Here is a 23,197-nt window from a genome sequence, read left to right as displayed (position 1 = left end):
CGTCTGCCGCCGAGCGTGTCCGGGCTCACCACCAGCCGGTGGCCGGACCCATCTGACGGCCGAGTTCGCCGGTCATGGTGCGCATGTAGGTCGCCGACAGGTGATGAGAGTCGTGATAAACCAGCACATTCCCCTCGACCGCTCGGCAGATCTCCTTGTCGCAGACGGCGTCGGACAGGTCCAACGGCTTGAGCAGCGGGAATTTGCCGACGAAGTCCAGGGTCGGATTGCGCTCGTCAAGTACTTCGGAGCGTTTTACGCCGCACGATTCCGCGTCGCCGCCCGACGCCAGGCAGTCTGCCGGCTGATAGGGGTCGCCGTCGTGCAGCAGCCACGGGGTGTCGCGGACGCCCAGGATCGGAATGTGGTTGTCCGACAGTTGTTTCCAGATGCCGATGTAGGTGCCGGGCATCACGTCGCCGGGCTTGATGTTCCACGGCCGGGTGGCGGTGGTGAACACGAAGTCCGGGTGGTCGGCGACCAACTTGTCCATCGTCTTGAGCACCCACTGGTAGCACTGTGGGTAGGGGGCGTTGCTGCCCATGACCAGCGGCACCTTCTCGGTGGACAGTGGGCAGCCCATCTTGAGGTAGGTGACCACTTTGAAGTGGTGACGCTGGCCGAGGATGTCCAGCGCGGGCAGCCAGTGCTCGGCGTGCGATCCGCCGGCCAGCGCCACGGTCCGGGTCGCCTCCGGGTCACCGTAGACGCAATTGATCAGCTCCGGGTTGGTGAAGTTGCTGATGCAGCCCTCCCGGGTGGAGCGCGGCAGATCCTTCTTGGCCTCCAGGATGGTGGGGCGCATCCGAAGCTTGGGCACCCGACGGTGTTTCAGCAGGGCACGGGCACCGGGATAGTCGTCCTTGCTGAGCTTGACCAATTCGGTGCCGCTGGCGCGCTGCACGGTGACGTGCTCCCGCCAGGAGAAGGACGTGGCCGTCAATGCCACGCCGAGCAGCACCACGGTCGATCCCAGCACCGAGGTCGGCCGGCGCCACCATCCGGCGGCGGGCTTGCGCCAGCGCGGCCGCACCACCGGAGCCGGTCCGGCGGCCGCCGGCTTGCGCGAGCGCAGCGGATCCTCGACGAAGCGCATGGTCAGGTAGGCCAACCCCGTGGACACCGCCAGGATCACCGCGCCATCGAGCAGGCCCGCCTCCCTGTTCCCGCTGTAGGACAACCAGAAGATCAGGAGCGGCCAGTGCCACAGGTACAACGAGTAGGCCATCGAACCCAGGGTCACCAGGGGCGCTGCCGCCAACCATCGATTGGGCCAGGGCAGCCTCGCGCTGGTGCCGGGCTGGGCCTGGCGATTTGCCCCGGCGAGGATGAACGCCACGGTGGCGCCCACCGGTACCAAGGCCCACGGCCCGGGGAACTCGCGGACCCCTTCGATCAGTGCCCCGCAGCTCAGGATGGCCGCCAGTGCCACGGTGGCCACCGCGGTACGCAGCCACATCGGCCAGCGGATGTAGGGCACCAGTGCACCGATGAGCGCGCCGACCAACAACTCCCAGGCGCGGGCGAAGCTGTTGTAGTAGGCCAGCGACTGATTGTCTTGATGCGCGATGATCGCGTACCAGAACGACGCCACCGTCAGCGCGGACAGCAGCACGACGAACGCTGCCCGCAGGTGGGTGCCCAGGGCGCGCCGGAACAGGTAGGCAAACCCGAAGATGAGCAGCAGGAAGCTGATGTAGAACTGGCCCTGTACCGACATCGACCAGATGTGTTGCAGGGGACTGACGGCCTCACCGGCCTGCAGGTAGTCGGCGGCACTGCGGGCCAGTTCCCAGTTCTGGTAGTAGCCGAGGCTGGCCAGGCTCTGGTCGGCGAAGGCCTCCCAACGGGTCTGCGGCTGGATCCAGATGGTGAGTACCGCGCAGGCGGCCAGCACCACCACCAGGGCAGGCAGCAGGCGGCGGACCAGGCGGGTCACGTCGGGGATCGGCGACAGTGACGAGGCCGGATTCAGCGCGACCCGCAGCAGCTTGCCGCCGAAGAAGAAACCCGAGAGCGCCAGAAAAACATCCACCCCGCCGGACACCCGACCGAACCAGACGTGGAAGACCGCCACCAGCGCGATCGCGACGCCGCGCAGACCGTCCAGGTCGTGGCGGTAGAAGCCCTCTTTTCGGGTGCCCATCGCGGTGGCCGGCGCAGGCGTCGCAACGGACCCGGATGCGGGTCCCGCAACAGGTGTTACCGCCGGTCGGGGCGGGGACAGGGCAATCATGGTCGCCCGACAATCTACCTAACGGCCTGCCCCAACCGCACTCTCAAGCGCTGTGATGTCGCCCGAGTCGGTCGTCAGGGCAGTACGCGGGTGAGGTACGGCACCATGTTTGAGGTGCGGGCCGGCGACACGGAGACAGCGGGGCTGGTGCCCTCGATCATCTGGTTGTTTCCCAGATATAGCGCAACGCTCTGCGTTCCACCGGGGCCATAGCACAGCAGGTCACCGGGTCGGGCCTGCGCGGGCGGCACCTTCTGCCCGACACTGCACTGCTCGCCTGAGGTGCGCGGCATCCTGATGCCGGCGCCGGCGTAGGCGTACTGGATCAGCCCGGACGCATCGAAACCCACGGTGGTGGTGTCGGGGATCTCCTCGGTCGGACCCAGGGTCGCGCCCGGCAGGCCCGGCAGCCCTGGGGTGGCGCTACCGGCCGGCAACGGACCGGTCGGGAGGCTGGCGCGGCCGGTGATGTCGGTCAGGGAGCTGCGAGTGGTCGCTGCACGTGCTCGTGCACTGTTGGTGGGCCCGTTGACATCGCCACCGCCGTAGACGAAGGGGACCCCGCGTTGCGACAGCGCTCGTTGGATCACCCGCTCGATGAGCTGGTTCTGGCCGGTCTGGGACAGCGGGTCGGCGTAAGCCGGCGCAGCACTCAGTGCGGGGGCCAGTGTTGCCGCCAGTGCGATAGCGGTAGCGCAGACGCGTTTCATAGGAACAAACCCCCTTCTGGGCCGATAATCACGGCAGTATCAGTCGTCACTTCTGTCACAGAGACTACCGGCGAATACGTGCCACCTGCCGCCACGGGAGAGAAATTGCGCAACCTGTGACCCAACGGTTACGCCCGGGGCCACTACTGTCCTCAGGCATGCCCGCGTTGAGTCCTGACCAGATCAGCGCCATCGATGCCGCGCACCTGTGGCACCCCTACAGCACGATCGGCGCCGAGTCCTGGGCGCCGCGAGTGGCGCTGGCCGCCCGCGGCGCCTATCTGACCCTGTCCCTCGACGGCGCACCAGTCGAAGTGCTCGACGCCATGAGTTCGTGGTGGACCGCCATCCACGGCCACGGCCACCCCGAACTGGACGCCGCGCTCACCGCGCAACTGCAGACCATGAGTCACGTGATGTTCGGCGGGCTCACCCACGAGCCCGCAGCCCGGTTGGCGCAGCTGCTGGTGGAGATCACTCCAGCCGGGCTGGACACGGTGTTCTTCTCTGATTCGGGATCGGTGTCGGTTGAGGTGGCGGCCAAGATGGCGCTGCAGTACTGGCGTGCCCGCGGCCGCCCCGCCAAACACCGGCTGATGACCTGGCGCGGCGGCTATCACGGCGACACGTTCACGCCGATGAGCGTCTGCGATCCGGACGGTGGGATGCATTCACTGTGGCGGGACGTCTTGGTGGCCCAGTTGTTCGCCCCGCAGGTACCGCGTGACTACCACCCGGACTACAGCGCGGCCTTCGATGCCCAGCTCGAGCAGCATCGAGACGAGGTGGCGGCCGTGATCGTCGAGCCGGTAGTCCAGGGCGCCGGCGGCATGCGCTTCCACGACCCGCGCTATCTGACGGATCTGCGCGACGCCTGCACCCGCCACGGCGTGCTGCTGATCTTCGACGAGATCGCCACCGGATTCGGCCGTACTGGCGAGCTCTTCGCCGCCGACCATGCCGGCGTCAGTCCCGACATCATGTGTGTCGGCAAGGCCCTGACCGGCGGTTACCTCAGCCTGGCCGCGACCTTGTGCAGTACCGAGATCGCCCACACCATCAGCGGCGGTGAGGCAGGCGCGCTCATGCACGGTCCGACCTTCATGGCCAATCCGTTGGCTTGTGCCGTATCGGTCGCCAGCACGGAGCTGTTGCTGGGCCAAGACTGGCGCGCCACGGTGGCGGGGGTCAGCGCGGGACTGTCGGCTGCCCTGGCCCCCGCCCGCGAGTTGCCCGGGGTCGCCGACGTCCGGGTCTGCGGGGCGATCGGCGTCATCGAATGCCGTGCACCGGTAGACCTGGCCGCTGCCACCGAGACCGCGCTGGCCCACGGGGTGTGGCTACGTCCGTTCCGCAATCTCGTCTATGCCATGCCGCCCTATGTCTGCACACCCGAGGAGATCGCCCGAATCGGCAGCGCGATGGTCAGCGCGGTGCATGCCTTAACCTGAACGGTGTTCAAGTCGTCCCGATACCGCACAGGGAGTGCCGTGTGAACCGCACCGATCTGTCACCACTGGCCTGGCTGGCCGAGGTGGAGGCGAGGCGTCGTGAGGCCGGCCTCCGGCGGTCCCTGCGGGTGCGGCCCGTCGTCGCAACCGAGTTGGATCTGGCGTCCAACGACTATCTCGGCCTGGCAACGCACCCGGCTGTGATCGCCGGCGGCATCGAGGCATTGCAGACCTGGGGTGCCGGCGCCGGGGGATCGCGCCTGGTGACCGGCAACACCGAATTGCACCAGCAGTTCGAGCAGCGCCTGGCCAACTTCGTCGGTGCCCCCGCGGGCCTGGTTTTCTCCTCGGGCTACACCGCCAACCTCGGCGCGGTGGTCAGCCTGTCGGGACCCGGCTCTTTGGTGGTCTCCGACGCCTACTGTCACGCGTCCCTGGTGGATGCCTGCCGACTGTCCCGGGCGCGGGTCGCCGTCACCGCGCATCGCGACGTCGACGCCGTCGCCGCAGCGCTGGCCGGGCGCGCCGAGGAACGCGCCGTCGTTCTCACCGAGTCGGTGTTCAGCACCGACGGCGCACTGGCCCCGCTGCGGGAACTGCATGAGGTGTGCCGGCGGCACGGTGCCCTGCTGATCGTCGATGAGGCACACGCGCTGGGTGTTCGCGGCCTCGGGGGCCGCGGGCTGGTGCACGAAGCCGGGCTGGCGGGTGCACCCGACGTGGTGATCACCACGACGCTCTCCAAAGCGCTGGGCAGCCAGGGCGGGGCGGTGCTGGGGCCGGTGGAGGTGCGCGATCACCTCATCGACGCCGCGCGCACGTTCATCTTCGACACCGGTCTGGCCCCGGCGGCACTGGGTGCGGCCTCGGCGGCCCTGGACGTCCTGATCGCCGAACCGACCCGCGCCGCCGACGTGCTGCGCCACGCGAGCGTGTTGGCCCAGGTATGCGGGGTGCGCCACGAGCCGCAGTCCGCGGTGGTCTCGGTCATCATCGGCGACGCGGAGGCGGCGGTGGCCGCCGCGACCGCCTGCTTGGATGCCGGGGTCCGGGTCGGGTGTTTCCGGCCGCCCTCGGTGCCGGAGGGAACGTCGCGGCTGCGGCTGACCGCGCGCGCGTCCCTGACCGAGCGTGATCTGGAGCTGGCGGTGCGGGTGCTGCGCGACGTCTTGCGCGATCACCCCGCGGTGTCGTCGTGACGGTCCTTGTCATCACGGGAACCGGGACCGGGGTGGGTAAGACGATCGCCACCGCCGCGCTGGCCAGCGCTGCGCGGCAGGCGGGTCTGGATGTCGCGGTCTGCAAGCCGGTCCAGACCGGAATCGCCGACGGCGACGACGACCTGGCTGAGGTCCGCCGACTGTCCGGGGTGACTGAATTGTTCGCTTCGGCCCGCTATCCGGCTCCGTTGGCCCCGCTAGCCGCCGCCGAGCAGGCCGGGATGGCGCTGCCGACGCGGTCAGACCTGCTGTCGCTGATTCGCGGTGCGGATCGGCCGGGACAACTGACCCTGGTCGAGGGTGCCGGTGGCCTGCTGGTTGAGCTGGCCGCCGATGAGGTGACCCTGCGAGATCTGGCGGTCGACCTCGGTGCCGCCGTATTGGTGGTGGTCGGCGCGGAGCTGGGTACCCTCAACCACACGGCGCTGACTCTGGAATCACTTGCCGGACAAGGGCTCTCGTGTGCAGGACTGGTGATCGGCAGTTGGCCTCAGCAGCCCGGACCGGCCGCCACCGGCAATCGGGGAGCGCTGGCCCGACAGGCGCCGGTACGTGCGGTGCTGCCGGCAGGCGCCGGGGCGCTGGGCGATGCGGAGTTCGCCGCTATGAGTGCCACCGCGTTCGACCTCGACTGGGTGCGCACGCTGGCGGGCTGAGCGATGGTGCACTCGATTGAGCTGGTCTTCGACGGCGATACCGAGGCGTCGATCCGGCGGATCTGGGCTGAGCTGGCCGCCGCCGGAGTGCCCAGCCAGGCCCCGGCCGCCCGTCCGCACGTGACCCTCGTGGTCGCCGAGCGCATCGATCCGCGGGTGGATGCCGTGCTGTGTTCGGTGGCCGACCGGCTGCCGTTGAGCTGCACGCTCGGAGCGACGCTGATCTTCGGCCACTCTCACGGCGTGCTGGCGCGACTGGTGGTGCCGACGGTGGTGCTGTTGACACTGCATGAACAGGTGTATCGGCTCAGTGCGCCGCACCTGACACCTGGCCCGTTGCCCAACGCGACGCCCGGTGCGTGGACCCCCCATGTGACGCTGGCTCGCCGAGTGGGTCCGGATCAGTTGGCCCGGGCTCAGCGCATCGCCGGCGGATCCGCGGTGGCTGGCCGGTTCGTCGGGCTGCGGCGCTGGGATGGCGGCGCACGCACCGAGCACCCGATCGTCGGTGGTTAGCCGACGGTGAGCCCAGCCCGCATCGCCAGCCCGTCGATCAGCAGCCCCAGGCCGAAGCCAAACGCGCTGCTGGGATCGGTGTCGGGCGTGACCTCGGCGGCCCCGGCGGCGTCCCACTGCAGGCGGGACTGCTCGTCGGCGGTGAAGCCCAAGACGTAGTAGACGACGGTGCGCGCGACCTGCCCGGCCTGATCCGGGTGCACTCCGGCTGCCGTTGCGGACCTGGCCAGCAGTGCCAGAATGTCGGTGGCCGCCTGGGATTGGCCCGCAGCCATGCTGGCCGACACCAGTTCCGCCCCGTCAGTGTGGGACAGCAGGGCGTCGCGCAGGCGTTCGCCCAGGGTCTGGATCTGCCACTGCCAGGTGCCTGGCCCGGGGTCGCCGCACGCGGGCGCCAGCACCCGATCAGCCACCGCGCCCAGCAACTGCTGCTTGTTGGCGAAATGCCAGTACAGCGCGCTGGGGCTGACATTGAGCTCACGCGCCAGCCGGCGCATCGACAGGTCGGCGATGCCGTAGTCGTCCAGGATGGCGGTCGCCGCGGCGACGATCTCGTCCTTGGGGTCACGTTTGTGCAGCTGCACCCCGCTAGCCTAACCTGAACACCGTTCAATTTTTGAGGGGAGCACGCGCGCATGACCGACGACATCCTGGCATTGGCCCGGGAACAGGTACTCGAACGCGGCGAGGCGTTGCGGCAGGATCAGGTTCTTGAGGTGCTGCAGCTGCCCGACGAGCGGCTCGAGGAGCTGCTCTCCTTGGCCCACGATGTGCGGATGCGCTGGTGTGGCCCGGAGGTCGAGGTCGAGGGCATCATCAGTCTGAAGACCGGCGGCTGCCCGGAAGATTGCCACTTCTGCTCGCAATCGGGCTTGTTCTCCTCGCCGGTCCGCAGTGCCTGGCTCGATATCCCCAGCCTGGTCGAGGCCGCCAAGCAGACGGCCAAGACCGGCGCCACCGAATTCTGCATCGTCGCCGCCGTTCGCGGTCCCGATGAGCGGCTGCTGGCCCAGGTCTCAGCGGGAATCGAAGCCATCCGCAACGAGGTCGACATCCAGATCGCCTGCTCGCTGGGCATGCTGAACCAGGAGCAGGTGGACCAGCTGGCCGCCATGGGCGTGCACCGCTACAACCACAATCTGGAGACCGCCCGATCGCACTTCACCAAGGTCGTCACCACTCACACCTGGGAGGAGCGCTGGGAGACCCTGCGCATGGTGGCCGAAGCCGGCATGGAGGTCTGTTGCGGCGGCATCCTGGGCATGGGGGAGACGCTGGAGCAGCGCGCGGAGTTCGCTGCCGACCTGGCCGAACTGAATCCCCACGAGGTCCCCTTGAACTTCCTCAACCCGCGGCCGGGAACCCCGTTCGGCGACTTGGAGGTACTGCCGCCCGCCGATGCGCTGCGCGCCGTCGCCGCCTTCCGGCTGGCGCTGCCGCGCACCATGCTGCGGTTCGCCGGCGGCCGGGAGATCACGCTGGGTGACCTGGGAGCCAAGCAGGGCATCCTGGGCGGCATCAATGCGATCATCGTCGGCAACTACCTGACCACGCTGGGCCGGCCGGCCGAGACCGACCTGGAACTGCTCGACGATTTGCAGATGCCGATCAAGGCACTCAACGCCAGCCTCTGATGGTCCGCGACCTGCCCGCTGCCCTCGGAGCCGGTGTCTACAACGTCTACACCGGTGTCCAGATCGATGATCCCGCTGGTGCAGCACTGCCCACCGCGGCCCAATTGGGGCTGGAACCGCCCCGATTCTGTGCCTCCTGCGGACGCCGGATGATGGTGCAGGTCCGGCCGGATGGCTGGTGGGCCAAGTGCTCGCGGCACGGTCTGGTGGACTCGACCGACCTGGACACCCAGAGGTGACTTTCAACCCAGCCCCGCGGCTCACGCGCGGCCGGGCACGCCTGGTGCTCGCCGGGGGATTGACCGCGGTCGGTCTGCCGGTCGGAGCCCTCTGGGCGTGGATCGCCCCACCCATTCACGGCGTGGTGGCACTCACCCGCAGTGGGGAACGGGTGCAGGCCTACCTGGGCAACGAGGCCGAGAACTTTTTTATCGCGCCGTTCCTGCTGATCGGGTTATGGGGTGTGGTGGCCGTGACGGCGGCCGTCCTGGCCTGGCAGTGGCGAGCACATCGCGGACCGGGCATGGTCGCGGGACTGTCGGTGGGCCTGACTGCCGGGGCGGCCCTGGCGGTGCTGACCGGAAGCGTCCTGGTGCGCCGCCGCTACGGCACCATCGACGTGGATGCGGCCCCGGTGACCCCGGAGCATCGGGTGCACTATGTCGCGGAGGGGCCACCAGTGTTCTTCGGCCACTCGCCGCTGCAGATTGCGGCCACCTTACTGTTGCCGGCGGCCGTTGCAGCGCTGGTGTACGGCTTGTGCGCCACCTGGAGTACCCGCGAAGACCTCGGCGGCTATCCGCCCGAGCCCGCCGGACAGCCGCTGACGCCCGAATCGGCCCCGGACGAGGGGATTACACCGCCCCGCCGGTGATGACGCGTGCCGCCACCAGGCCGAGCCGGGCCAGCCCGAGGTAGGTCTTGGGGTTCAGCAACGCCGGCCAGTCGCGGTGGACCTGGTCCTGTGGCAGCGGCCTGTTGGCGAAGCGGTCACGCAACCAGTCCAGCACCATCGGCGTCGACACCGGATGCAACGTGATGTGTTCGCTGAGCAGGTCGCGGTGGTAGGTCACCCGTGCTCCGCCGGCGGTGTAGGCCGCGGCGAGCGTGTCGATGTCGTGGACGGAGATCACCTGGTCGTGAATGGCCTGCAGCATCAGGATCGGCGGAGCCGGCGCTGTCCCACCGAGCCGGGTCTCGTTGAACACCTGCTGGACCACCGGCGTCTCCACCAGCTCATTGAGGGGCTTGTCGATGTAGGAGCTCAGGGACCGGTGATGCAGCCGCAGCACCGCCGCCGCAGTGCTGGTCGACTCCAGCATCCGCATCAGCGCGCGCCCGTCGGTGGTGGCGTGTTGTTCGACGAATGCGTCGAGGTCTGGATACACCCGCCGCAGCGCGGCGATCATGAGGGCGGGCAGGCCGGACCAGAATGACGCGTTCAGCCGTAGCAGCGTGTTGCCCAGGTCGCCGACCGGAGAGCCCAGGGCCACCCCGACGATCTTGAGCTCCGGCGCGTAGTTGCCGCAGACCTCAGCGGCCCAGGCCGTAGACAGTCCCCCGCCGGAATAACCCCACAGTCCGATCGGGGCGTCAGCCGAGAGGCCCACCTGCTCGCTGGCCAATGCCGCGCGCAGTCCGTCGAGCACGAAGTAGCCCGGCTCCAATGGCGCTCCCCAGTGGCCGTCGCGGCCCTCGTGGTCGGGAATCGACACCGCCCAGCCTTGCGCCAGGATGGCGGCGATCAGCACGAACTCCAGCTGGGTGAACGAGCCGTGGGCCTTGGCGCGCCGGCGTAGCGCGAAGGAGGGGAAGCAGCGGCCGTCCACCGCGTCGATCGCACACTGGTACGACACGATCGGGCAGGGGCGGGCCCGGTCGTGTCCGGCCGGCACCACCACAGTGGTGACCGCCGCTTGGGCGATGTCGTTGCGGTCGTTGCTGCGGTAGAGCAGCTGGGTGGCGTGCAGGCGCTGGGGAATCAGGCCCAAGAAGGCCAATTCGACCTCACGGGAGCGCAGCACGGTGCCGGGCGCCGCGTGCTGGAAGCCCTCTGGCGGCTCGTAGAACGGGTCCTGAGCGGGCAGCAGGGGGCGTGAGCCGGGTTGCAGCGGCTCGTGCGGGGCCTGCCCGATCCACTCGACAGATGTTTCTCGGGCGAGGCTGTCGAAGTCCATCAGGGCATTGTCGCTTAAGAAGGCGTTAAGATTCCAGTCGACTCACCCGGGCGGCCGCAATGCGGCAAATTCGTCGGTGACGCGAAGTTCGGACTCGGTGAACCGGTAGCGGGCCGCCGGACGGCCCCCGCTGCGCCCGGATCGGGCGGTGGTTCCGGTCCGGGTGATCACTCCGCGGCGCACCAACACCCGCTGCAGGTTGGTGGCATCGACTTGGTACCCCAACACGACGCTGTAAATATCCCGGAGCGTCGACAGTATGAATTCTGTTGGAGCCAAACCGAATCCGATGTTGGTATACGACATCTTCGCGACCAGTCGGCTTCGGGCGTGCGCCACCATGGGGCCATGATCGAACGCCATCGGCGGTAGGTCGTCGACCGGATGCCAATGGGTGTCGCTGGGTAGCTCCGGGTCGGCGGGGGAGGGCACCAGGCCCAGAAACGTCGAGGCGATGGTGCGAACACCAGGCACCCGGCCAGGGTCGGAAAACACAGCCAGCTGCTCAAGGTGGGCGATCTCACGCAGATCGACCTTCTCAGCAAGCTGGCGGCGTGCCGAGGCCGTCACGTCCTCGTCGGTGCGCAGCAGGCCACCCGGCAGGGACCAGCGACCCGACTGCGGTTCGCGGGCACGCTCCCAGAGCAGCACGTTGAGTCGGGGTCGGCGCTGGTCGAGGCCGCCAACCTGGAAGACCGCGGTGAGCACTTCGTGCGCGGTGTTAGTATGAACCACGTTTTCGATTATAAGTCGAAAACCTGTTTTGCGAAGGAGTCACCCATGACCACCCTCACCGACAACGGTGTGCAGGCGGGCAAGCTGGCCGACCGCATCGTGAACTCGCCGGCCGGATACGGCGGCATCGAGCCTGATGAGGAGTGGGTGGCCGAGGTCCTCCGGCTCAAGCACGAACGCAATGCCACGATCCTGGCCCACAACTACCAGCTGCCGGAGATCCAAGACATCGCCGACCACGTCGGTGACTCCTTGGCGCTGGCGCGCATCGCGGCCACCGCCGAGGAGGACACCATCGTGTTCTGCGGCGTGCACTTCATGGCTGAGACCGCCAAGATTCTGTCCCCGGACAAGACGGTGCTGCTGCCAGACACCCGCGCGGGCTGCTCCCTGGCCGACTCGATCACCGCCGAGGAACTGCGGGCCTGGCGCAGCGAATACCCCGACGCGGTAGTGGTGTCCTACGTGAACACCACGGCGGCGGTGAAGGCCTTGACCGACTACTGCTGCACCTCGTCGAACGCCGTCGACGTGGTCAACGCGATCGACCCGGACCGTGAGGTGCTGTTTCTGCCGGACCAATTCCTGGGCCAGCACGTCAAGCGGGTCACCGGCCGCGACAACATCCGTATCTGGGCCGGCGAATGCCACGTGCACGCCGCCATCAACGGCGACGAGCTCGAAGAGAAGGCGCGCGCCAACCCCGACGCCGAACTGTTCGTGCACCCCGAGTGCGGCTGCGCGACGTCGTCGCTGTATCTGGTCGGCGAGGGTCACTTCCCCGCGGAGCAGGTCAAGATCCTTTCGACCGGCGGCATGCTCGAAGAGGCCGCCCGCACCGGGGCCCGCAAGGTGCTGGTGGCCACCGAGATCGGCATGATCCACCAGCTGCGCAAGGCCGCACCGCAGGTGGACTTCGAGGCGGTCAACCGCAAGGCGGCCTGCAAGTACATGAAGATGATCACCCCGGCGGCCTTGCTGCGCAGCCTCACCGAGGGGGCTGACGAGATCCACGTCGACCCCGAGACCGCCCGACTGGCTGCCCGCAGCGTGCAGCGGATGATCGCGATCGGACATTCCGTCCCGGTCAGCAAGTGACCACTGGGCCCACCTGGCAGCAACGTGCCGACGTCGTCGTCATCGGCACGGGTGTCGGCGGGCTGGCGGCGGCGCGGGCCGCGCACCGGGCCGGGAGCGACGTCGTAGTCCTCAGCAAGTCGGCCGCGGGATCGGCGGCAACGGCGACGCACTATGCCCAGGGCGGCATCGCGGTGGTGTTGCCGGACACGGACGACTCGGTGGCGGCCCACGTTGCCGACACCATGGCCGCAGGTGGCGGGTTGTGCGATCGCGACGCGGTGACCTCGATCGTGGCCGACGGCTACCGCGCGGTCGCCGACCTGGCCGGTGCGGGGGCGGTGTTCGACCAGGGCTCGGACGGGACCTGGGCGCTCACCCGCGAAGGCGGGCACTCCCGGCGCCGCATCATTCATGCCGGCGGCGACGCCACCGGGGCCGAAGTGCAGCGTGCGCTGGACCACGCCGCGACCGTCCTGGATGTCCGCGGCGGTCATGTGGTGCTGCAGGTGCTGCGCGACACCGACCACGTCACCGGCGTGCTGGTGGCCAATGGCGATGGCATCGGCGTGATCCACGCTCCCTCGGTGGTGCTGGCGACCGGCGGATTGGGCCACTTGTACCGGGCGACCACCAACCCGGGAGGCGCGACGGGAGACGGGGTGGCCCTGGCGCTGTGGGCCGGGGCCACGGTGAGCGACCTGGAATTCATCCAGTTCCATCCGACGATGCTGTTCTCGGGAGGTAGCGCCGGCGGGGGACGCAGGCCGCTGATCACCGAGGCGGTGCGCGGGGAGGGCGCCAGATTGATCGACGCCCGGGGGGCCTCCATCACCGAAGGGGTGCATCCGATGGGGGACCTGGCGCCGCGCGACGTGGTGGCTGGGGCCATCGACGCGCGGCTGCGGCAGACCGGTGACCCCTGTGTGTATCTGGACGCCCGTGGAATCGACGGGTTCGAGGAGCGTTTCCCCACCGTCACCGCGGCGTGCCGCCACGCCGGTATTGACCCTGTCCGGCAACCGATTCCGGTGGTTCCAGGCGCGCACTACAGCTGCGGCGGAATCGTCACCGATGTCGCGGGTCGCACCGATCTGGCCGGGCTGTTCGCCGCGGGCGAGGTGGGCCGAACCGGAATGCATGGCGCCAACCGATTGGCCTCCAACAGCCTGTTGGAGGGATTGGTGGTGGGCGCGCGGGCCGGCGCCGAGGCCGCGACGCATGCCATAGCCGTGGGCCGGGTCCAGTCCCGGGCTTCGGATGCCGTGGGGCGCCCAATACTGCCCCGGCGGATTCTGCAGGACGCTATGTCGCGCGATGCCTCGGTGGTCCGCGACGCAGCAGGGCTGGCCCGGTTGCAGGATGTGCTTGCCAGCGCTGAGGTGGGCCCGGTAGCTGACCGGGCCGACGTCGAGGATGCCGCGCTGACATTGACTGCCACGGTGGTCGCGGCGGCGGCGTCGGCGCGCACCGAGAGCCGGGGTTGTCACCACCGGTCGGAATACCCGGGGGCCGACCCAGCCCGGGCTCGCAGTTCCACCCTTGTCCTGCGCGACGGCGTCGTCGTGCTCGAAACACCCGCGGGAGTCGCATCGTGATGCTGTCCGAGACCGAACTTGCCGAAGCGCGCCAGGTCATTGCCCTCGCGCTCGATGAGGATCTGCGCTACGGACCCGATGTCACCACCGCGGCGACCGTACCTGCCGGCGTGACCGCCGAGGCTGCCATGGTCACCCGGGTGCCCGGGGTGATCGCCGGTGTGGACCTGGCCCTGCTGGTCCTTGACGAGGTACTGGGCGCCGACGGCTATCGGGTGCTCGACCGGGCGGCCGACGGGTCCCGGGTCCCGGCCGGGGCAGCGGTATTGCGGCTGACGGCCGATACTCGCGGTCTGCTGACCGCCGAGCGCACCATGCTCAACCTGGTCTGCCACCTGTCCGGGATCGCCACCGCCACCGCGGCCTGGGTCGATGCCGTGGACGGCACCTCGGCGCGCATCCGCGACACGCGCAAGACGCTGCCGGGCCTGCGGGTGCTGCAGAAGTACGCGGTGCGGGTCGGTGGCGGGGTGAATCATCGGATGGGACTCGGCGACGCCGCCCTGATCAAGGACAATCACGTCGCCGCGGCCGGTTCGGTGGCCGCGGCGCTGCGGGCCGTTCGAGCCGCCGCTTCGCAGGTGCCCTGCGAAGTCGAGGTGGATTCACTCGAACAGTTCGACGAAGTGCTGGCCGAGGCACCCGAACTGGTGCTGCTGGACAACTTCGAGGTCTGGGAAACCCAGATGGCGGTGCAGCGGCGCGATGCCCGAGCGCCCGGCGTGCTGCTGGAGTCCTCCGGTGGGCTCAGCCTTGAGAGCGCAGGGGCCTACGCCTCCACCGGTGTCGACTACCTGGCCGTGGGAGCGCTCACGCATTCGGTGCGCGTGCTCGACATCGGCTTGGACATGTAGGTCCGCCGTCAGGCGATGTCGGTGACCAATACCGCCACCTTGCGGTTTTGGATGCGCAACAACAACGGCAGCGAAGCGTCACCAGAACCAGCCGGCAGGATCCGCGGATTGACCAGGTGCAGCTCGCTGCGGAACAGCCGGATGTCCGCTTCACCGGCGGCCATCACATTTTTCACCCAGTCGGTCTTGCCGTGCCCGAGGGCGATCGCCAGCATGCCGCCCTTGCGATAGGTGGTCACCACCGTCTCGAAGATCTTGCCGGACTTTCGTCCCCGGTGGGTGATCACCGACGTGCCGGGAAGGTACTTCGCGACCGGCTTGATCACCGGGTTCAGGTACTTGATCTGCAGGCGATCCATCCACACCGGGAATATCGCCGGCAGCGTGGCCGGGTCAGCGGCGCCCTTGTCGGCAGCCATGGCAACTCCGTTCTCCAGGGGTAGTGACGGGCCCAGTTCGCCGACGTCACACTGCGCACCACCCTAGCCGCGGGCCCGGCCATGACGCGGGACCGCGGCGCTGCGATATTGACTTGAGCCCCTCTGGGACAATGGACGGCGTGAACACCGGCCTCATGGCACGCATCGACCTGCGCGGCACCGAACAGTCGGCCTCTTCGTCGAATCTCTCGCGGGCCCGACTGCGCTCCGTACTGCCACGCGGCGGCGTGGACGTGGAGGCGGTACTGCCGCGGGTGCGGCCCATCGTCGAGGCGGTCGCGGAGCGTGGGGCCGCCGCGGCCCTGGAGTTCGGCGAATCGTTCGACCGGGTGCGCCCGACGACCGTCCGGGTGCCCGCTGCGGCCCTCGACACCGCCCTGACCGAGCTGGACCCCGCCGTGCGCACCGCGCTGGAGGTGGCGATCACCCGGGCCCGTGCGGTTCACACCGACCAGCGGCGCAGCGACACCACCACCACATTGGCCCCGGGCGCCACCGTCACCGAACGCTGGCTGCCGGTTGAGCGGGTGGGCCTCTATGTCCCCGGCGGCAACGCGGTCTACCCCTCCAGCGTCGTGATGAATGTCGTCCCAGCTCAGATTGCCGGCGTCGACTCATTGGTGATTGCCAGCCCCCCGCAGGAGGCCTTTGCCGGCCTGCCGCACCCCACGATCCTGGCCGCAGCCCGGCTGCTCGGCGTGGAAGAGGTCTGGGCGGTGGGCGGCGCGCAGGCGGTGGCGCTGTTGGCTTACGGCGGCACCGACACCGACCAGGGCGAACTGGCCCCGGTCGACATGATCACCGGGCCCGGCAACATCTACGTCACCGCCGCCAAGCGGCTCTGCCGGTCACAGGTCGGGATCGACGCCGAAGCCGGCCCCACCGAGATCGCGATCCTGGCCGACAACACCGCGCACCCGGCCCATGTGGCAGCGGACCTGATCAGCCAGGCTGAGCACGACGAGATGGCCGCCAGTGTGCTGGTCACGACCAGCCCCGAGCTGGCCGATGCCACCGCCCGCGAGGTGATCGCCCAGCTGCAGACCACAGTGCACCGCGAGCGCGCGACCACGGCACTGTCTGGTCCGCAGTCGGCGATCGTTCTGGTCGACGACCTGGACGCCGGTATTCGCGTGGTCAACGCCTACGCCGCCGAGCACCTGGAGATCCAGACCGCCGACCCCGCGGAGGTGGCCTCCCGGATCCGCTCTGCGGGGGCGATCTTCCTCGGTCCCTATGCTCCGGTGAGTCTCGGCGACTACTGCGCCGGTTCCAATCACGTCCTGCCCACCGCAGGCAGTGCGCGGTACTCCAGCGGATTGTCGGTGCAGACCTTCCTGCGCGGCATCCACGTCGTCGACTACACCGAGGCCGCCCTCAAGGATGTCAGCGGCAACGTGATCGCACTGGCCACCGCCGAGGACCTGCCGGCGCACGGCGAAGCGGTACGGCGGAGGTTCGAGCAGTGAGCGCCATCGCTTCCGGCCCGGGTGCGCAGATCACTCTGGCGGACCTGCCCTTGCGCGACGACCTGCGCGGCAAGTCTGCTTATGGTGCGCCGCAGCTGGAGGTACCGGTTCGGCTTAACACCAACGAGAATCCGCACCCGCCCAGCGCCGCACTGATCGACGATGTGGCTCGTTCGGTGCGGGAGGCCGCCGCGCAGTTGCACCGCTACCCCGATCGTGACGCAGTGGCACTGCGCGCCGACCTGGCCGCCTACCTGACTGCCCAAACCGGGGTGGCGGTGGGTTTCGACAATGTGTGGGCGGCTAACGGCTCCAATGAGATCCTGCAGCAGTTGCTGCAGGCATTCGGTGGTCCAGGGCGCAGTGCCCTCGGATTCGTGCCGTCCTACTCGATGCACCCGATCATCTCCGAGGGCACTCAGACACGCTGGCTGGCAGCCAACCGGACCTCTGACTTCGGCCTGGACATCGGGGTGGCCGGCGCTGCCATCGCCGAGTACCAACCCGACGTAGTGTTCATCACCTCGCCGAACAACCCGTCCGGGCAGAGCATCTCGCTCACCGACCTGCGCAGCCTGCTCGATGTTGCGCCCGGAGTCGTGATCGTGGACGAGGCCTACGGCGAATTCTCTTCTCAGCCCAGCGCGATCGCGCTGATCGACGACTACCCGGCCAGGCTCATCGTCAGCCGGACCATGAGCAAGGCCTTCGCGTTCGCCGGTGGCCGGCTGGGCTATCTGATCGCGGCTCCGGCCGTCATCGACGCGATGTTGCTGGTCCGCCTGCCCTATCACCTGTCGGTACTCACACAGGTTGCTGCCCGGGCGGCGCTCCGGCACGCCGACGACACCCTCGGCAGCGTCGCACAGTTGATCGCTGAGCGTGACCGTGTCTCAGAGGCTTTGTCCACCATGGGATTCCGTGTCATTCCCAGTGACGCCAACTTCGTGCTGTTCGGTCGGTTCGCCGACGCGCCCGCGACCTGGCAACGCTACTTGGATGCCGGTGTGCTGATCCGCGACGTCGGTATTCCCGGATACCTGCGGGCCACCACCGGACTGCCGGAGGAGAACGACGCCCTGCTCGCCGCCAGCAAGCAGCTCGTGGCCACTGAACTCGCCCAACCGTCACTAGGAGCATCATGACTGGCACTCGCCGTTCCCGGGTGGAACGTGCTACCCGCGAATCCGACATCACAGTCGAACTCGACCTGGACGGAACCGGCATCGTCGACATCGACACCGGAGTGCCGTTCTTCGATCACATGCTGACCGCTTTGGGTAGTCACGCCAGTTTCGACCTGACCGTGCGAGCCCGCGGCGACGTCGAGATCGAGGCTCACCACACCGTTGAGGACACCGCGATCGTTCTCGGGCAGGCGTTGGGTGAGGCGCTTGGCGACAAGAAGGGCATCCGTCGATTCGGTGACGCCTTCATCCCCATGGACGAGACGTTGGCGCACGCTGCGGTCGACGTATCTGGTCGGCCCTACTGTGTGCACACCGGTGAACCGGACCACTTGGTGCATACCACGATCGCCGGGACCCAGGCGCCGTATCACACCGTCATCAATCGGCACGTGTTCGAGACCCTGGCGTCCAACGCGCGCATTGCGCTGCACGTCCGGGTGCTTTACGGCCGTGATCCGCACCACATCACCGAGGCCCAGTACAAGGCCGTTGCGCGTGCGCTGCGTCAGGCCGTGGAGTTCGACCCCCGGGTAACCGGCGTGCCGTCGACCAAGGGTGCCTTGTGAGCAGCTCAGGCAAGCCCTCCGTGGTGATTCTGGATTACGGATCGGGAAACCTGCGCTCGGCCCAGCGGGCCCTGCAGCGCGTTGGCGCGGAGGTTGAGGTGACCGCCGACCCCGAGGTTGCCGCCAACGCGGACGGTCTTCTGGTCCCGGGCGTCGGCGCGTACGAGGCATGCATGCGTGGCTTGCGCGAGGTCAACGGGGACAAGATCATCGCCCAGCGGGTGGAGGCCGGCCGCCCAGTTCTCGGGGTGTGTGTCGGTATGCAGATCATGTTCGCCCACGGCGTCGAGTTCGGGGTGGACACCGTCGGCTGCGGGCAGTGGCCGGGTGCGGTCACCCGCCTGGAGGCGCCGGTGATCCCGCACATGGGGTGGAACGTCGTCGCTGCCGCCCCCGGCAGCACGCTGTTCTCAGGCTTGGATGCCGACACCCGGTTCTACTTCGTGCACTCCTATGCCGCGCAGCGCTGGGAGGGCCGTCCAGAGGCTTTGGTGACCTGGGCGACCCATCAGGTACCGTTCGTGGCGGCTGTCGAGGATGGGCCGTTGGCCGCCACCCAGTTTCACCCCGAAAAGAGTGGGGATGCCGGGGCGACGCTGTTGAGCAATTGGGTGGAGGCACTGTGAGTACGTCTGTGAGCAATGCGTTGATTCTGCTGCCCGCCGTCGACGTGGTGGACGGCCGGGCGGTACGTCTGGTGCAGGGCAAAGCCGGCAGCGAGACCGAGTACGGTTCGGCGCTGGACGCCGCGCTGGGCTGGCAGCGCGACGGCGCGGAATGGATCCACCTGGTGGACCTGGATGCCGCGTTCGGCCGTGGTTCCAACCGCGAACTTCTCGCCGATGTGGTTGGCCGCCTGGACGTCAGGGTGGAGCTGTCCGGTGGCATCCGTGACGACGAGTCGCTCGCGGCGGCCCTGGCGACCGGCTGCGCCCGGGTGAACCTGGGTACCGCCGCGTTGGAGAACCCGCAGTGGTGCGCTCGTGCCATCGCCGAATACGGCGAGAAGGTGGCGGTCGGGCTGGACGTGCAGATCGACCCCGACCACCCCGAAGGCGCCCACCGGCTCCGCGGCCGCGGCTGGGAAACCGACGGCGGCGACCTATGGCCGGTGCTGGAACGTCTTGACCGGGAGGGCTGTTCGCGCTACGTGGTCACCGATGTGACCAAGGACGGCACGCTGGGCGGCCCCAACCTGGAACTGCTCGGTGCCGTCGCTGACCGCACCGACGCCCCGGTGATCGCCTCGGGGGGTGTCTCGAGCCTCGATGACCTGCGGGCGATCGCCACGTTGGTCGGCCGCGGGGTGGAGGGTGCAATCGTCGGCAAGGCGCTTTATGCGGGCCGGTTCACTCTGCCCGAGGCACTGTCCACGGTGCAGGGTTAGGTCGCAATGGCGCTGGACACCGCGGATCTGCAGGCGCTGGTAGCAACCGCGTCGGAGATCCTCGATGTCGCGGCCGAGCCGTTCCGCGCCGGCCACCGTGCCGACTCGGCTGTCCTCAAGGGCGGCAACGACTTCGCCACCGAGGTCGACCTGGCCCTGGAACGCCAGATCACCGAGGCACTGGTGGCTGCCACTGGAATCGGTTTGCACGGTGAGGAATTCGGCGGGCCGCCGATCGATTCGCCGATGGTGTGGGTGCTCGACCCCATCGACGGGACTTTCAATTATGCGGCTGGATCGCCGATGGCCGCCATGCTCCTGGGACTGCTGTGCGACGGCGAGCCGGTCGCGGGGCTGACGTGGCTGCCGTTTGCCGACCAGCGTTACACCGCCGTCGTCGGTGGTCCGCTGATTCGCAACGGGGTGCCACAGCCACGGTTGGAGACGGCTGACCTGGCGCACTCCCTGGTGGGCATCGGCACCTTCAACGTGGAATGGCGAGGCAGGCTGCCCGGTCGTTACCGGCTCGCGGTACTCGAAGGCCTGACCCGGGTGACCTCACGGACCCGGATGCACGGTGCCACGGGAATCGACCTGGCCTATGTGGCAGACGGAACTCTTGGCGGGGCAATCAGTTTCGGCGACCACATCTGGGACCACGCCGCCGGGGTCGCCATGGTGCGTGCAGCGGGCGGTGTCGTCACCGACCTGTCCGGGGCGCCCTGGACGGCCCGGTCGGAATCGACGCTGGTCGCCGCGCCGGGAGTGCACGATCAGATCCTGGACATCCTCAAGCGAGTCGGCGCACCGGGGGACTACTGATATGGATCAACACAGCGGTTCAGCGAGGCTCGACGCAGGAGAGGCGAAGCTGGGACCGATGCATCAGCGCAGCGATGTGGCGGTACGGGTCATCCCGTGTCTGGACGTCGACGGAGGCCGGGTTGTCAAAGGCGTCAACTTCGCGAATCTGCGCGATGCCGGCGACCCGGTCGAGCTGGCCGCGGCCTATGACGCCGAGGGCGCCGACGAGCTGACCTTCCTCGACGTTACGGCGTCGTCATCGGGTCGGGCCACCATGCTTGAGGTGGTGGCGCGCACCGCCGATCAGGTGTTCATCCCGCTCACCGTGGGTGGTGGGGTTCGCACGGTAGCCGACGTCGACGTCCTGCTGCGGGCCGGCGCAGACAAGGTATCGGTGAACACCGCCGCCATCGCCCGCCCGGAACTGCTGGGGGAGCTGTCCCGACAGTTCGGTTCGCAGTGCATCGTGCTCTCGGTGGATGCCCGTACCGTTCCCGCCGGGTCGGCGCCGACTCCCTCCGGTTGGGAGGTCACCACCCACGGCGGCCGGCAGGGAACGGGTATCGATGCCGTCGAGTGGGCCCGACGGGGCGTCGAACTGGGTGTGGGGGAGATTCTGCTGAATTCGATGGATGCCGACGGCACCAAGGCTGGATTCGACTTGGCGATGCTGCGTGCGGTTCGCTCCGCGGTGAGCGTGCCGGTTATCGCCAGTGGAGGAGCCGGAGCGGCGGAGCATTTCGCGCCTGCTGTCGCCGCCGGCGCCGATGCTGTCCTGGCTGCCAGTGTGTTTCATTTCGGGGAGCTGACCATCGGCCAGGTGAAGGCCGCGATGTCGGCCGAAGGGATTGTGGTGCGATGAGGGGCCGCGAACGATGACACAGCTGGATCCGGCTATCGCGACCCGCCTCAAGCGCAATGCCGAAGGCTTGATTGCGGCGGTGGTTCAGGAGCAGGGCAGCGGCGACGTGCTCATGGTTGCCTGGATGGACGACGACGCGCTGGCTCGTACTCTGGAAACCCGTGAGGCGACGTATTTTTCGCGGTCACGCAATGAGCAGTGGATCAAGGGAGCGACCTCCGGCCACACTCAGTACGTCCATTCGGTGCGGTTGGATTGCGACGGTGACACCGTGCTGCTCACGGTCGATCAGACCGGGGGCGCTTGCCACACCGGCGATCACAGCTGCTTCGACGCAGACGTGTTGCTTGGTCCCGCAGATTGATTCGCTGATAGCGCAGGAGCGATGCGTGACAGAACCTCCTGCACACTCGCGGTCTGAATCGTGGCTGGTCTGGGTTCGCCCTGGCCATGGCGATACCCAGCTAGCACCACACATTGAGCTGTTCACCGACGCTGCGCAGGTTCATGGGCCTAGCGGTGCGTTCGTTGCTGACGCCTCACGATGAAACTGCTTGGCCATTACTCGCAGCACCAGCCAGAATGGCGATTCACAATTCGGAAACGAAGATTAACAAATAGCGTCACGGCCTGAGGGTTGACTCAAGGGCTGGCCCTTTAATGGCTCCATTCCCCGAAGCGGGCTGTTGTCGCACTCCAAACGTCCAGTGCTGCAACAGGTTTTGTGATAGCAAAAAATAATCTTCCCGAACGTCAATTCTTGGTTATATAGTGTCACGCGTGACGGCAGACCAGGCGAAGATCATGAGTCAGCGCGTCGACGTCCAGGCTGCCGCCATCTACGCCCGTATTTCCGCGGATATGGAGCGGTTGAATTATCGCCATACGGAGGCCCAGGAGCAGGAGCTCTCCGAGCTGTATGCACTGATCCACCGCAGCGAGGCGCGGATTGCCACCCTTGGCGATCAAGTCGATAAGTCCAGGCATGAGCTCGCGTCCACCTCGGCGCAGTACACCGAACTGGCGCGGGCCATTCCCGGTGACATCGCCAATCTCAGTGATCAGTTGACGTCGATCCTGTCGTCGGCGGCAAGCGAAGCCGAGCGGATTCGCAATGACGCTCATGACCGCGCCGCTGAGATCGTCGCCGAGGCACAGAACGAACATGAGACGGTTGTCGCGATGCGTGCCTGCCTGGAGGAACAGGCCAGTCAGGTGGACGCAGGCTTCGCAAGTCTTCGCCAGCAGGCCAGCCAGGAAGCTGCCGACATAGTGCGAGACGCTGAGCGGACAGCTGCGGAACTGCTGGCCCAAGTCCGGCTTGACATCGAAGCGCAACAGGCCGCGGCACAGGCCAAACTGCAGGAACTCTTGAAGGTCCGCGCGATCATCACCGAACAACTGCGGGATTTCTACGTCAAGTTTAACGAGCTGGACCAGGCTGCAGAGCCGGTCGGCCAGGCCCGGGCAGTCACCGTGGCCTCGCACCGGGTTCGCGGATCTGGCCCGAACGAGGACTGGGACAACCGATTTCAGCAGCTTCTCCCGACCAATCGGCTGGCGCCGACCATCTCCGACCACCAACTCGCCGACGAAACAGACCCCTGCTAGGAGC

General features: G+C 68.0%; 25 protein-coding genes. 19 read left to right on the top strand and 6 right to left on the bottom strand.

Annotation, left to right across the window (positions count from 1 at the left end; translation table 11 throughout):
- Positions 1 to 25: 25 nt before the first annotated feature.
- Complete coding sequence (locus G6N09_RS18710; RefSeq protein ID WP_179959855.1) at positions 26 to 2,236, bottom strand: acetyltransferase SucT; 2,211 nt, start codon at positions 2,234 to 2,236, stop codon at positions 26 to 28.
- 74 nt (positions 2,237 to 2,310) lie between these two features.
- Positions 2,311 to 2,946 carry an NlpC/P60 family peptidoglycan-binding protein RipD gene (ripD, locus tag G6N09_RS18705; protein ID WP_083023347.1) on the bottom strand — a complete coding sequence of 212 codons (636 nt, stop codon included), beginning with the start codon at positions 2,944 to 2,946 and terminating at the stop codon, positions 2,311 to 2,313.
- A gap of 158 nt (positions 2,947 to 3,104) precedes the next feature.
- Between ripD and G6N09_RS18700 the strand changes: the two genes are divergently transcribed.
- From G6N09_RS18700 to G6N09_RS18685, 4 genes are read left to right on the top strand one after another with little or no spacing between them, the layout of a single operon-like run.
- Positions 3,105 to 4,397, top strand: coding sequence for an adenosylmethionine--8-amino-7-oxononanoate transaminase (locus G6N09_RS18700; RefSeq protein WP_083023345.1), 1,293 nt, complete (start codon positions 3,105 to 3,107; stop codon positions 4,395 to 4,397).
- 41 nt (positions 4,398 to 4,438) lie between these two features.
- Entirely contained in the window at positions 4,439 to 5,596 is a 1,158-nt protein-coding gene (locus G6N09_RS18695; protein ID WP_083023343.1) for an 8-amino-7-oxononanoate synthase, read from the top strand.
- Positions 5,593 to 6,273, top strand: coding sequence for a dethiobiotin synthase (gene bioD, locus G6N09_RS18690; protein ID WP_083023341.1), 681 nt, complete (start codon positions 5,593 to 5,595; stop codon positions 6,271 to 6,273). The genes G6N09_RS18695 and bioD overlap by 4 nt, the downstream gene beginning before the upstream one ends.
- Positions 6,274 to 6,276: 3 nt before the next feature.
- Positions 6,277 to 6,789 carry a 2'-5' RNA ligase family protein gene (locus tag G6N09_RS18685; protein ID WP_083023339.1) on the top strand — a complete coding sequence of 171 codons (513 nt, stop codon included), beginning with the start codon at positions 6,277 to 6,279 and terminating at the stop codon, positions 6,787 to 6,789.
- On the opposite strand, the gene G6N09_RS18680 is transcribed toward G6N09_RS18685, so the two are convergent.
- A complete protein-coding gene (locus tag G6N09_RS18680; RefSeq protein WP_083023337.1) occupies positions 6,786 to 7,373 on the bottom strand; it encodes a TetR/AcrR family transcriptional regulator C-terminal domain-containing protein in 588 nt (195 codons plus the stop codon). The genes G6N09_RS18685 and G6N09_RS18680 overlap by 4 nt on opposite strands.
- A gap of 51 nt (positions 7,374 to 7,424) precedes the next feature.
- Between G6N09_RS18680 and bioB the strand changes: the two genes are divergently transcribed.
- The 3 genes from bioB to G6N09_RS18665 are packed head-to-tail and all read left to right on the top strand — an operon-like array spanning position 7,425 to position 9,297.
- Complete coding sequence (bioB, locus tag G6N09_RS18675) at positions 7,425 to 8,423, top strand: biotin synthase BioB (RefSeq protein ID WP_083023334.1); 999 nt, start codon at positions 7,425 to 7,427, stop codon at positions 8,421 to 8,423.
- The gene (gene bsaP / locus G6N09_RS18670; protein WP_407662628.1) at positions 8,423 to 8,662 is read left to right on the top strand and encodes a biotin synthase auxiliary protein BsaP; all 240 of its coding nucleotides are present in this window, start codon (positions 8,423 to 8,425) and stop codon (positions 8,660 to 8,662) included. The genes bioB and bsaP overlap by 1 nt, the downstream gene beginning before the upstream one ends.
- Positions 8,659 to 9,297 carry a DUF2567 domain-containing protein gene (locus G6N09_RS18665; protein WP_083023330.1) on the top strand — a complete coding sequence of 213 codons (639 nt, stop codon included), beginning with the start codon at positions 8,659 to 8,661 and terminating at the stop codon, positions 9,295 to 9,297. Before bsaP ends, G6N09_RS18665 begins: the two co-directional genes overlap by 4 nt.
- Here the strand turns inward: G6N09_RS18665 and G6N09_RS18660 are convergent.
- Together G6N09_RS18660 and G6N09_RS18655 are read right to left on the bottom strand one after the other, a co-directional pair.
- Positions 9,278 to 10,600 (bottom strand): lipase family protein, encoded by a 1,323-nt coding sequence (locus G6N09_RS18660; RefSeq protein WP_083023328.1) that lies wholly within the window; start codon positions 10,598 to 10,600, stop codon positions 9,278 to 9,280. The two genes, G6N09_RS18665 and G6N09_RS18660, sit on opposite strands and share 20 nt — an antisense overlap.
- Positions 10,601 to 10,642: 42 nt before the next feature.
- Complete coding sequence (locus G6N09_RS18655) at positions 10,643 to 11,335, bottom strand: NUDIX hydrolase (RefSeq protein ID WP_083023326.1); 693 nt, start codon at positions 11,333 to 11,335, stop codon at positions 10,643 to 10,645.
- Between the two features lie 45 nt (positions 11,336 to 11,380).
- Here G6N09_RS18655 and nadA point away from each other — a divergent pair, with 45 nt between their 5' ends.
- The 3 genes from nadA to nadC are packed head-to-tail and all read left to right on the top strand — an operon-like array spanning position 11,381 to position 14,864.
- Complete coding sequence (gene nadA, locus G6N09_RS18650) at positions 11,381 to 12,433, top strand: quinolinate synthase NadA (protein WP_083023323.1); 1,053 nt, start codon at positions 11,381 to 11,383, stop codon at positions 12,431 to 12,433.
- Positions 12,430 to 14,010, top strand: coding sequence for an L-aspartate oxidase (locus G6N09_RS18645; protein ID WP_083023321.1), 1,581 nt, complete (start codon positions 12,430 to 12,432; stop codon positions 14,008 to 14,010). Before nadA ends, G6N09_RS18645 begins: the two co-directional genes overlap by 4 nt.
- Positions 14,010 to 14,864, top strand: a complete 855-nt coding sequence (nadC, locus tag G6N09_RS18640) for a carboxylating nicotinate-nucleotide diphosphorylase (RefSeq protein ID WP_083023319.1) — start codon at positions 14,010 to 14,012, stop codon at positions 14,862 to 14,864. Before G6N09_RS18645 ends, nadC begins: the two co-directional genes overlap by 1 nt.
- 8 nt (positions 14,865 to 14,872) lie before the next feature.
- On the opposite strand, the gene G6N09_RS18635 is transcribed toward nadC, so the two are convergent.
- Complete coding sequence (locus G6N09_RS18635) at positions 14,873 to 15,283, bottom strand: nitroreductase family deazaflavin-dependent oxidoreductase (RefSeq protein ID WP_083023318.1); 411 nt, start codon at positions 15,281 to 15,283, stop codon at positions 14,873 to 14,875.
- Positions 15,284 to 15,414: 131 nt separating this feature from the next.
- Between G6N09_RS18635 and hisD the strand changes: the two genes are divergently transcribed.
- The 9 genes from hisD (at position 15,415) to G6N09_RS18590 (ending at position 23,193) form a co-directional block, all read left to right on the top strand.
- Positions 15,415 to 16,773, top strand: coding sequence for a histidinol dehydrogenase (gene hisD, locus G6N09_RS18630; RefSeq protein WP_083023315.1), 1,359 nt, complete (start codon positions 15,415 to 15,417; stop codon positions 16,771 to 16,773).
- 5 nt (positions 16,774 to 16,778) lie between these two features.
- Positions 16,779 to 17,918 carry a histidinol-phosphate transaminase gene (locus G6N09_RS18625; protein ID WP_083023498.1) on the top strand — a complete coding sequence of 380 codons (1,140 nt, stop codon included), beginning with the start codon at positions 16,779 to 16,781 and terminating at the stop codon, positions 17,916 to 17,918.
- Complete coding sequence (hisB, locus tag G6N09_RS18620) at positions 17,915 to 18,529, top strand: imidazoleglycerol-phosphate dehydratase HisB (RefSeq protein WP_083023313.1); 615 nt, start codon at positions 17,915 to 17,917, stop codon at positions 18,527 to 18,529. Before G6N09_RS18625 ends, hisB begins: the two co-directional genes overlap by 4 nt.
- Complete coding sequence (hisH, locus tag G6N09_RS18615) at positions 18,526 to 19,155, top strand: imidazole glycerol phosphate synthase subunit HisH (protein WP_083023311.1); 630 nt, start codon at positions 18,526 to 18,528, stop codon at positions 19,153 to 19,155. Before hisB ends, hisH begins: the two co-directional genes overlap by 4 nt.
- The gene (priA, locus tag G6N09_RS18610; protein WP_407662627.1) at positions 19,152 to 19,916 is read left to right on the top strand and encodes a bifunctional 1-(5-phosphoribosyl)-5-((5-phosphoribosylamino)methylideneamino)imidazole-4-carboxamide isomerase/phosphoribosylanthranilate isomerase PriA; all 765 of its coding nucleotides are present in this window, start codon (positions 19,152 to 19,154) and stop codon (positions 19,914 to 19,916) included. The genes hisH and priA overlap by 4 nt, the downstream gene beginning before the upstream one ends.
- Positions 19,917 to 19,922: 6 nt before the next feature.
- The gene (locus tag G6N09_RS18605) at positions 19,923 to 20,738 is read left to right on the top strand and encodes an inositol monophosphatase family protein (protein ID WP_083023310.1); all 816 of its coding nucleotides are present in this window, start codon (positions 19,923 to 19,925) and stop codon (positions 20,736 to 20,738) included.
- Positions 20,739 to 20,796: 58 nt separating this feature from the next.
- Positions 20,797 to 21,582, top strand: coding sequence for an imidazole glycerol phosphate synthase subunit HisF (gene hisF / locus G6N09_RS18600; protein WP_083023493.1), 786 nt, complete (start codon positions 20,797 to 20,799; stop codon positions 21,580 to 21,582).
- Between the two features lie 13 nt (positions 21,583 to 21,595).
- Positions 21,596 to 21,946 carry a phosphoribosyl-AMP cyclohydrolase gene (gene hisI / locus G6N09_RS18595; protein ID WP_083023308.1) on the top strand — a complete coding sequence of 117 codons (351 nt, stop codon included), beginning with the start codon at positions 21,596 to 21,598 and terminating at the stop codon, positions 21,944 to 21,946.
- A 416-nt stretch (positions 21,947 to 22,362) separates the two neighbouring features.
- Positions 22,363 to 23,193, top strand: coding sequence for a hypothetical protein (locus tag G6N09_RS18590; RefSeq protein WP_083023306.1), 831 nt, complete (start codon positions 22,363 to 22,365; stop codon positions 23,191 to 23,193).
- Positions 23,194 to 23,197: the final 4 nt, after the last annotated feature.

The organism is Mycolicibacter minnesotensis, assembly GCF_010731755.1.
Taxonomy (GTDB): domain Bacteria; phylum Actinomycetota; class Actinomycetes; order Mycobacteriales; family Mycobacteriaceae; genus Mycobacterium; species Mycobacterium minnesotense.
Note: the sequence above shows the minus strand (reverse complement) of the source record. Positions and strands in the feature narration are given on the sequence as shown.